Raw genomic sequence first — 9,391 nt, forward strand, 5'->3', positions numbered from 1 at the left:
GGATATGATCAAACCTAATCTCATCACGCTCTAGCAGATCCAGTTGGCGACGGCGACGGCGACGGCGCGCGAACCGGAATAAAGGCTGGCGCAATCGGCGCCCGCGCCTCCGGCTGGCCATCCCCGTTCTGAAGTTGTCGCTTGGCCACCCACTTGCGCAGCAGGTTCGCGTTCACGCCGTGTTGCAACGCCAGCCCCGCCAGCGACACGCCAGGCTGCAGACAGGCCTCGACCAGTCGCTGTTTGCTGGCCGGATCATAGCGACGCCGGCCATTGCGCAACACGCCGACCGTCTCAAGTCTCAAAGGTTCTTCTGGAGTGATCATCGATGGTGTCCACCTCGCTCATGGTGGACGCCTCATCCCATCCCCGCGCTCAACTGCATAGGTGCGTAGAAAGGAGCGCTTACCGTCAACATGACGCCAAGCTACCCCCGCGGCCTGTGGCGGATTGAGATGCTGGATCGTGAGGCCGCTGTCGGCGATCTCGTCTTCATCTGTCCACCGCATACGGCCGAGTTCGAACGCGCCTTCGCGCGCGGCTACATCCGGCGCAGACTGTGCGCCGGGGGCTTAAGCCCGCTCATCAAGACCGTCGTCGCCATCGGCGGCCAACAGGTCGATGTGGCCAATCGGGTCTCGATCGACGGACGTCCGCTCCCTGATTCCGAGGTCCGGCATGCCGATGCCGCCGGCCGTCCTCTCGCGCCGTTTGCCGGCGGCGTCGTTCCCGCCGGCGAGCTCTATCTCCACTCCGATTTCCCAGGCTCCTATGATTCCCGCTACTTCGGCCCGATCCCGTCATCGGGCGTTCTCGGTCTCGCCCGTCCCGTCTTCACCTTCGGCCAATAGCGCCCGGCGGGGTGCGGCAATGGCCGTCGCCGCGGCCGCGATCGGGGCTGGTGCCTGGTGCGGTCACGCGCTCGCCCTGCCGCTTGCCTGCGCGTTCCCGACGCTGTGGGCGTTCGCCCCTTCACGTATCGCCGCGGCAATGGTCTCTGCGGCCTATTTCCTGGCCGCCTCGCGCGGGCTGCCGCAGGGCGCCGTCAATTTTTACGGCACCGATTTCGGCGTCGGCATCGCCTTGTGGATCGGGGCGGCGGCCAGCTTCGTCATTGTCCACACCGTGCTGTGGCAAAGCCGACCGGGATGGGGGAGGGCGCTTTGGTTTGCGCTCGCAGCGATCCTGATGAGCGTGCCGCCCTTCGGCATCGTCGGATGGGCGCAGCCGATCACGGCGGCCGGGATGGGGATGGTGGGGACTGGGCGCGACCGCAGCCATCCTGGTCGCCATGACGACCGGAAAGTGGCCCATCGCGGGAATCGTCGCGGCCAGCTTCTGGGCCTGGTCGGCCGCACACTGGATCGCGCCGTCGCAACCAGACGGATGGGCTGGTCTCGATACCAAGCTTGGCAGCGTGCTCGGCCGAGCTCCGGACCTCGATCAATCCCAGGCGTTTCTCCAGCGCGTGCGCAAAGCGGCCGCGGCCGGAGCGCGCGCTGTCGTGCTTCCCGAGAGTGCGGCCGGGCTGTGGACGCCGACCGCGAGCGGCTTCTGGATGGACGGCCTTCGCAGCAACGACGTCACGCTGATCGTTGGTGCGGCGATCGTCGGTCGCGAAGGCTATGACAATGCCATGATGGAGATCAGCGCCGGTCGCGCGCGCCGGCTCTACGGCGAACGCATGCCGGTCCCGGTCTCGATGTGGCAACCTTGGCTCGCATGGACGGGGCAGGGCGGTGGGGCCAGAGCCAGCTTCTTTGCCGATCCCGTCGTCGAGTCCGCCGGCAGCCGCATCGCGCCCTTGATCTGTTACGAGCAACTGCTCGTCTGGCCCGTCCTGCAGTCGATGCTCCAGTCGCCCAACCTGCTTGTCGCGATCGGCAACGATTGGTGGACCGCCGGAACCAACGTCCTCGCGGTTCAGCGAGCCAGCACCCAAGCCTGGGCGCGCTTGTTCGCCTTGCCGCTTGTGCTCGCGTTCAACACCTGAGGGGGATCAGCATGATCGATGCTGCCACCATGCATCAATGCGCCGATCCGGGCTTGAGGCCCGCGATCGTCGAGAAATTCATCCGCGCGGTTGGCGCACCTGATCCGCTCGCCGTCACCGTCCGGACCGGAAACCGCGTCATCCTGGTGAGGCCGCCCACGACGGCGGACGATGCCATGGAGCTGGTGCGCCGTTACGTCGGCCAGGCGATGGTCCGCGTTGGCGTGACCCAATATCCAGCAGGGCTCGGTATCACCGATGTCTCGGAGCTCAAACCCGATCTGGTCGAGACCTGCACCAATATCAGGATGGGCACCGCGCTGTTCGGCAAGGTTTATCGCATCGTCACGAATTGGTATGGCGCGCCGATCGACGAGGCGTTGGGCGATGCGATCGGGTATGCGATAGCCCGTGAGAGCGGCGACCTCACGCTCCATAGAACCAGCCGGATCGCGGGCCCTTTTACATCAAGGAGCTTACGGTCGACAGCATAGCGCTGCCGCCTATCCAATAGACCTCGGCTTTCCAGCTGGTGCCGAGGCAATCCGCAAAGGGCTATTTCGGCTTGCCGACGCCAATGCCGGTCAGATCGATCCTGATGCCCGCCTTGTTCGGATTGTCTGGCTCCTTGCCCTGGAAGGTCCCATCGTCCAGCCTGCTCGCGGGCTTGGCCGCGTCATCATCCGGCGGCTTGTGGCCAGCCTCCGACGCCCTCTTACCGGCTGGCAGGCCGCCGGGATCGGGGGCGTCGAACACAAACTTCCCGTCGAAATACTGTACGCTTGTTGCCGCCGCGCTTGGCCGGCGGAATACGGGGCGAGATCAGCGCCCATTCCTCGTCGGTCAGATCGGATGGATAGCGCAAGCGGCTACGGTCATAGCGGGCGCGGTTTTCGGCTGTCCACATCGGTCGCGGCTCTCACAGAATCAGGCCGCATCTCTTGAATCACAAACGATTCATCCGATTCAACAACTTCTCGGACAGACACTTAGACCCATAATTTAGGGGAAGATCAGGAGATAATGGTTTCGCTACGCTACGTTCGTAGCGAAATTGGTGTCCCGGTCTTGGTGTGCCGGCGAGGCGAAGTCGCTTCGCGGCTCTTTGAGGAGGCTCAAGTCCTGCATCTCAGCATCGTGCGCAATCATCACGAACATCTCCTGGCCGGTCAGCCAATCCGCAACACCAAGCTTGGTAACCCCGTTCCTTGCCAGCACTTTACTTCTAGCCTATTGCAAGAGCACTGCTTGCCGCCGGCCAGGTCTGGATCATGTTGCATATGACTGGCTTTGCATCAGTGAAGAATGATGTCGTTATCGAGATGGCTGTGCATCTGTGGTGCCGACTGACGGGCATCTGACGATACACTGTTGTTAGCTGTGTGCCCCGAGCTATTATTACCCGTCGCGAAGGTTCTGTATGTGGCAACGGGAATGGCCGCACGATCGCCGGGGCTCGCCATGACAGCCTTATTGTCGAGCAAGTCGAGCGGATCATTGACCATGACCCCAAGGTTGTGGCGGATCGAGCAGCCAAGCGTCTGGTCGAAAGAATTGTCGTTAGCTGATGGACCAACGATCGGCACCGACGGACAGAGAGGAGGCTGTGCCGCATAAGTGATCGCCTCGATGCGCGCGGCAAAGCCATCTCGTTGGCCGATCGGGGGAGCGTAAAGGCGGATATTGTAAGCATCAACGCCCATTGCACGGGCCTCGCTGGCTACATGCGCGCCGAGCCGAGGCGAGCCGATGATATTGAGATGGAGCGCATCACGCCGACCACGACTGACACTTGCGATGAAATACCGCAGACGCTGCCGTTCGGCACCTCGAAGGCTCTGCAACAGTAAGACGTTCTTCTCCTGTTGAACCAAGATCGCTTGCGCAGTCGGCTCGATATACATCGGCGCCGTGCTTGCGCAGCCGGCCACACTCGCCGTCAGAGCGATCAGGGAGCACACGATTTGCCAAGTCATTAGCTGCTCCTTATTCGATGATAAAGCCGGCCCCGCTGGTCGCGCCTAGTACGCCGGTGCGGGGAGCACCGCGGCCTGGCGGTCGAGTCGCCAACGCGTTCGTCATGGTGCGTCCTAGGTCTGAGGGCGGCCCGACGCGGTCGGTGGGGGCGCTCATCTGACTCGGGTTCGATCCTGGCCGCACGATGTAAGGCGTGACAACAATAACGAGTTCCGTCTCCTCCTTTTGAAATGAGGACGAGCGAAACAGCGCGCCGAGGATCGGCACGTCACCAAGCCACGGGAAAGTGGTAATATCAGTGTTGAAGTTGCGCCGGATTAGACCACCAATGGTAAAGCTTTGGCCGCTGCCGAGCTCGACAACGGTGCTGGCACGCCGCGTGGAGAGAGCGGGAACGGAGATACCGTTGATGCTGACTGCGCCTTGTGACGACAGTTCGCTGACTTCAGGCTTCACGCGGATATTGATCTGATTGTTGCTGAGAACGGTCGGTACGAACTCCAGGCTGATACCGAAGTGGCGAAATTCAACGGAGACCTGCCGATTGTCCTGCAAGACCGGAATGGGAAATTCGCCGCCGGCCAGGAAGCTGGCGGATTCGCCGGACATGGCAGTCAGATTCGGTTCAGCCAGCACGGAAGCGAGGCGCTCACCAGCCATCGCATCGAGAACGGCGTCGATGTTGACATTGCCAGCGCCAAATCCGATCCTTGCGGTACCGCCGCCCTTTGCTGCGCCGGATCCGCCACCACTGCCGCTGACCAAGCCGAGAGTGAAGGGGCCACTTTGACCGAAAGCGGAGAGGTTGACGCCGAGCTCCTTCATGGCGCCGCGCGAGACTTCGGCAACACGCACACTAAGGTTGACTTGCAGTGATCCAGCGACCTGGATCTTATTGACGACGAGCGCACCCGCACCGAGAAACTGTTCCGTAACTCTCTTCGCGGTGTCGACGATCTCCGCATTGGGTGCTGTACCGCTAAGGATGGCACCGCGCGGAGTATAGCTGACTTGGATCGGATAGTCGCCGACTTGGGCCTTCAGCATGGCACGCAAATCCTCGATCGGTTGCGTGACGACAACGCGTAGCTCGGCGAGAGCCTCCCCGTTATCGTTCAAAGCGAACAAGCTGGTTCGTCCCGATTTCTTACCAAAAACGAAGACGGTCTTATTTGAAGGCGCCTGATAGTCTGCGATCGTAGGGTCGGCGATAAAGATGCTTGCCGCTGGCGCAGGAAGATGAATAGTCTTGCCGAGCGAGAGGGAAATGTTCAGCGTTCCGCTGATGCCGTCGGGAGCCGCACGCGATGGCACTCCTTTATCGTCCGGCTTAGTTTGAGCGACGGCAGCAGGTTGAGAGAGCAGAGCGACCACGCACAGGATATGCGAAAGACAAGGAAGAACAGTAGGCCACAGAGCGCTGGTGACGATCGCTCGCCGATCGACACCTGCATGATTAAAAACGATCTTCAAGATGGTCTTCGCTTTCAAGTTCGACTGAACGCGATCGATGCCGCGCCGTTCAATTCAAGGACGTAGCCGATGCGGCGGGCGGTCTTGATGCTTAGCGTCGCACCGGACCGGTTCAAAAGCCCGCGTAGGCGATAGATTCCGACTTCAAGCGCATTGGTCGAGACCTCGTTGTCGAATGTATAGAGGCTATCCTCCAGTGACGTGCGCGCCACTGTGCGGCCTGCGCGGCTGAGTAGATGCTCAAGAATGCACACTTCGCGGCGCGCGATCCGCAGCGGTCGACCGTTAACGGAAACTTGCCGGCTGATCGGATCGAACTTTAGATTTCCGAACGTCACGACGGGCGCCGTCATCTGCGTTGATCTCCGCAGAGTGGCTCGCATCCGGGCGATGAGTTCGTCGATAGACACCGGCTTGGGCAGGAAGTCGTCCGCGCCACCGTTGAAGATCGCGATCCGCCTGCCGAGATCGTTGAGGCTGCTCATCATCACGACAGGCGTCGAATGCCCATCGCGCCTCAACTGCTTGAGCCAGTCCAAGCCGTTTCCATCCGGTAGAACCAACTCAAGCAGAAGAATATCATAGCTGGCGCAACCAAAAGCGGCCGTCGCCTCATCCAGAGTGCGCGTCACGTCAACGGCGAAACCGCAATTCGAGAGCGCTCCCTGCACAGCGCGCGCAAGGTCCGCCTCATGATCAACGAGTAACGTTCGCATAAGACTGCCTCCTATCAAGCCATGCCAAGACCAGTCAGCAGATCACCGTTGACCACGAGGCCAGGCGAAATTGAATGGTCCCGCTTCAAACTAGACGTCGGAACTCGGCATAGACGAAGAGGCGCGATAGTGGCCAACCACCAACTTGATCCCATTCATTGTCGATCGATTCGCATTTTCGACGACCAGTTGTGGGTCGCATGCGGTCTTGGCGGAGCTCAGTGTGCCGTCGCTAGTGGGAGGTAGGGCGAAATCATTAGGACGATCGGTAGACGTGGCCGAACCCTTCCACTGTAAGGCAATCGCGGCAGTCGTCATCGACCCGGTCGCGGCAATATGATTGCACTTCTGGCTGAACTGACGCCGGAAATTGACATTGGGAACTCCCGATGTTGACCTGAGCCCACTGTCAGCCTTGCCGTGCGAACCCATCTTGTGTCGCTTTGTCATGTGCCAGTCTTTTGGAGACGTGAGAGGGAAAGAATACCCGGCAGCCAACCGATGACCTCGGAGCAAGCCATTGGGAAGAGTGATCGAACAGCGTGATGGATGCGAGCTTAGGAATTAGAGGCACTCCACCTACCGTCAGGAAACCAACACGCGGCCCCGGGGACCATCGCCTTCTTGTCCGAAATCCTACAATCTGACGCTACGTGCGATTCAAGTCCTTCGAAGGCTCATCGCGTGGGTATGTCAAACTTGCAGGTCTCATGGAGTTACGATCCAAAGATTGGAAGGAGCTATCGTCGAAAGTTGGTGACGGCGGGAATCGGGAAGGCGGCATATCGTGGGGGTGCTTGACGCCTCCAGTTCTCCACCGAAGGAGCGATATGCGGTGTCGAATGATAACGTCACCAAGCTGATTCAGCCAGGAGGGTTCGACGATCCACTCACCGAAATCTTGCGCAATGGGGCACGTGCCCTGCTGGCCAAGGCGGTCGAGGCCGAGGTCGCGGACTTTCTCGGTAAGCATGCCGATTTGAAAACCCAGGACGGCCATCAGCGCGTGGTCCGCCACGGTCACCTGCCGGAGCGCGAGGTGATGACCGGTATCGGTCCGGTCGCCGTCTGCCAGCCGCGTGTGCGCGATCGCGAGGCCGCCGCCGACCCCGATTGCATCCGGTTCTCACCGTCGATCCTACCGCCCTACATGCGCCGGTCGAAGTCGATCGAGACGCTGCTGGCCTTCTACGACTTCCCGGCCGAGCATTGGAAACACCTGCGGACCACGGATGAGATGGACAAGCGATTTTTCATGACCGAGATGACGATTGCAGAAATCGCGTACGTCCATTCTTTTGTTTGGTCGCGCCGCGGGGCCATTCTTCCGTCCCGGCCACCGATCTCGCAGCCGCCGCGCGCAGGGGCGGTCAAGGCTGGCCGCGTTTGCGGCCACCGCAAGGCTTGGCCTTGACCGGCCCGAGCACGGCGGCATGCTGGCGTGGAACGGGACTGCATTCCTGCCTAGAACTTGCCGTCAGCCGCGACTATGGTTGTCGGGCGCGGGCGACCTCGTGGCGAAGCGTGACGCGTCGGCTGCAAGCGTCACCGGACTGCCTATTTTGTCCTGCCGAACTGAGGCGCCCGCGCGCCGGTTTTTGGGTGCCGCGGCTTCCATTGCGACACGAATCGTTCGTAGCTTTGCTCCGCCTGGGCGGCAATCAACATTTCGCGGTCGCGCAGCGCCTTGATGTTGTAGGCATAGGCTGGTCCACGGCGGCTACCTTTCTGTTGCGGATGTCCGGCTTGAAGTTGCATCGCGCGGGTCTTGTTGGCGACCAGCGCTGGGCGCGCCCACAGGTAATCCTCGCCCTTTGTCAGCAAATGCCAGCAGAGCACAGTGAGCTTCCGAGCCACGGCCACCGCGGCGATCTGATGGCCGCGTCGGGCGCGGATGCGCACGAAAAAGGCATGCAGTGGACCGGGCGCCTTGGCCGCTGCCCAGGCCGCCTCGACCAGCATGGCGCGCGCATGACTGCGGCCGATCTTGCTGATACGGCCGTGGTGAGCGGCTCCCAGCCCGGACTGCCGCACCCGCGGGTTCAACCCGAAATAGCTCACCAGCTTCTGCGGGCTGTTGAACCGGCTGATGTCGCCGATCGCCGCCACGATTCCGGCGGCGACCGCCAGATTCACGCCGGTGATCGTCATCAATCTGTTCACCGCGGAATCCTCGATTGCGTCCCGCGCGATCTCGCGGTCGAGCACGGCCAGGTCTTCCGCCAGCCGGTCAAGCTCACGGACGTGCCGATCGATGGCCGCGCGCTCATCATCCGGCAACTGTTGAGCGGCCAACCATGCCCGGCCGCGGGCATTGAAAAGATCGGCATGCGGGCACTTCGGGATCAGGTGCGCGTGCAGGATCGAATGCACCTCGTTCTTGAGCCGCGTACGGTGCCGCACGACCTGGTAGCGCCGCGCCACCAGCCTACGCTTGCGCTCGGTCTCCGCGTCAGGCGTCCAGATCTGCGGCAGGTATCCCGCCGCCTGCAAACTGGCGAGCGTGCCGGCATCGATCTTGTCGGTCTTGACGTGAGCCTGGGCGATCGCCTTCACCTGCAACGGATTGGCGATAATCACCCGCGCCACGAATGGCGCCAGCACTCGCGACACCGCCATGCTGTTGCCGGTCGCTTCGAGCACCACCTCATCACCGGCCAGCAGGGTCTTGCCAAATCCCTCCAGCGCAGTCCGCGTCATATCAATGCGGCCCGCATGTCGGAGCCTGCCGTTCTCCCAAAATACCACCTCCCCGAAGGTTCGGTGGACATCAATGCCAATTACCCGTCGCATTCGCACCTCCTCTGCCGGACAACGACGGGAGCTGCGGGCGACACGACAACTACGGATTCGCGCTCGCGGCGCAACCGGGCGAGTCGCAGAGGCGGCCAGCTACTAACTCGAGCGTAAGCGCGCATTTTGCTGCACAGGCTGCGCGCGCGGCTGGCCGCGGTGTCGCGTGACGCCGGGCCGCAGCGGGATCATCGGAACGGCTTGATTGATCCTGAGCGTTCGACCGTCAGCCGCTGTCGTTGTCAGCTGGCAGGTTTTTTTGAGCGGTGCAGTTGAACGGCAACAGATCTTCGATATCGGCGTCTGGCGCGCGCTGGGGCAATTCGGTGAGCGCGTGACGTAGCCATGCATAGGGATCGACGCCGCCTGCCCGGCATGTCAGCACCAAACTGTAGATCACGGCGCTTGCCTTGGCGCCGGCGACGGTGTCGCTGAACAG

Annotated in this window: 9 protein-coding genes and 3 pseudogenes; 4 read left to right on the forward strand and 8 right to left on the reverse strand. The window is 61.8% G+C overall.

All coding sequences use genetic code 11. The features are described from left to right. Positions 1 to 23 precede the first annotated feature (23 nt). A complete protein-coding gene (locus tag K288_RS55600) occupies positions 24 to 326 on the reverse strand; it encodes a transposase (protein WP_152535941.1) in 303 nt (100 codons plus the stop codon). Positions 327 to 410: 84 nt separating this feature from the next. Between K288_RS55600 and traF the strand changes: the two are divergent. The 3 genes and pseudogenes from traF to K288_RS48510 all read left to right on the forward strand — a co-directional run. Beyond that, positions 411 to 851 (forward strand): annotated as a pseudogene (gene traF / locus K288_RS48500) (conjugative transfer signal peptidase TraF); the annotation flags it as partial. A gap of 440 nt (positions 852 to 1,291) precedes the next feature. Next, the gene (locus K288_RS55710; protein ID WP_343209625.1) at positions 1,292 to 1,993 is read left to right on the forward strand and encodes a carbon-nitrogen hydrolase family protein; all 702 of its coding nucleotides are present in this window, start codon (positions 1,292 to 1,294) and stop codon (positions 1,991 to 1,993) included. An 11-nt stretch (positions 1,994 to 2,004) separates the two neighbouring features. Beyond that, complete coding sequence (locus K288_RS48510; protein WP_084800101.1) at positions 2,005 to 2,487, forward strand: hypothetical protein; 483 nt, start codon at positions 2,005 to 2,007, stop codon at positions 2,485 to 2,487. A 61-nt stretch (positions 2,488 to 2,548) separates the two neighbouring features. Here the strand turns inward: K288_RS48510 and K288_RS0141075 are convergent, their stop codons facing one another. From K288_RS0141075 to K288_RS0141095, 5 genes and pseudogenes are all read right to left on the reverse strand, one after another. Next, positions 2,549 to 2,749 carry a hypothetical protein gene (locus K288_RS0141075; protein ID WP_027584607.1) on the reverse strand — a complete coding sequence of 67 codons (201 nt, stop codon included), beginning with the start codon at positions 2,747 to 2,749 and terminating at the stop codon, positions 2,549 to 2,551. Position 2,750: 1 nt separating this feature from the next. Further along, positions 2,751 to 2,900 (reverse strand): annotated as a pseudogene (locus tag K288_RS51545) (IS5/IS1182 family transposase); the annotation flags it as partial. A 388-nt stretch (positions 2,901 to 3,288) separates the two neighbouring features. Beyond that, complete coding sequence (locus K288_RS48515; protein ID WP_051335026.1) at positions 3,289 to 3,969, reverse strand: CpaD family pilus assembly lipoprotein; 681 nt, start codon at positions 3,967 to 3,969, stop codon at positions 3,289 to 3,291. A gap of 10 nt (positions 3,970 to 3,979) precedes the next feature. Beyond that, on the reverse strand, positions 3,980 to 5,401 hold the full coding sequence (locus K288_RS0141090) for a type II and III secretion system protein family protein (protein WP_244443458.1): 1,422 nt from the start codon (positions 5,399 to 5,401) through the stop codon (positions 3,980 to 3,982). Between the two features lie 56 nt (positions 5,402 to 5,457). Next, on the reverse strand, positions 5,458 to 6,159 hold the full coding sequence (locus K288_RS0141095) for a response regulator transcription factor (RefSeq protein ID WP_027584610.1): 702 nt from the start codon (positions 6,157 to 6,159) through the stop codon (positions 5,458 to 5,460). Positions 6,160 to 6,946: 787 nt separating this feature from the next. Between K288_RS0141095 and K288_RS48520 the strand changes: the two are divergent. Then, a pseudogene (locus K288_RS48520) lies at positions 6,947 to 7,342 on the forward strand (IS256 family transposase); the annotation flags it as partial. A 374-nt stretch (positions 7,343 to 7,716) separates the two neighbouring features. On the opposite strand, the gene K288_RS0141105 reads toward K288_RS48520, so the two are convergent. After that, entirely contained in the window at positions 7,717 to 8,934 is a 1,218-nt protein-coding gene (locus tag K288_RS0141105) for an IS110 family transposase (RefSeq protein WP_201449808.1), read from the reverse strand. Between the two features lie 244 nt (positions 8,935 to 9,178). Then, on the reverse strand, positions 9,179 to 9,391 hold a 213-nt coding region (locus K288_RS0141110), incomplete at its 5' end, for a transposase domain-containing protein (protein WP_027584612.1).

Origin of the sequence: Bradyrhizobium sp. Ai1a-2, assembly GCF_000426245.1 — a bacterium.
Classification (GTDB): domain Bacteria; phylum Pseudomonadota; class Alphaproteobacteria; order Rhizobiales; family Xanthobacteraceae; genus Bradyrhizobium.

Coding starts and splice junctions, on each gene's coding strand:
- K288_RS48510 (WP_084800101.1), top strand. CDS start 2,005: ATGATCGATGCTGCCACCATGCATCAATGCGCCGATCCGGGCTTGAGG.
- K288_RS55600 (WP_152535941.1), bottom strand. CDS start 326: ATGATCACTCCAGAAGAACCTTTGAGACTTGAGACGGTCGGCGTGTTG.
- K288_RS55710 (WP_343209625.1), top strand. CDS start 1,292: ATGACGACCGGAAAGTGGCCCATCGCGGGAATCGTCGCGGCCAGCTTC.
- K288_RS48515 (WP_051335026.1), bottom strand. CDS start 3,969: ATGACTTGGCAAATCGTGTGCTCCCTGATCGCTCTGACGGCGAGTGTG.
- K288_RS0141095 (WP_027584610.1), bottom strand. CDS start 6,159: ATGCGAACGTTACTCGTTGATCATGAGGCGGACCTTGCGCGCGCTGTG.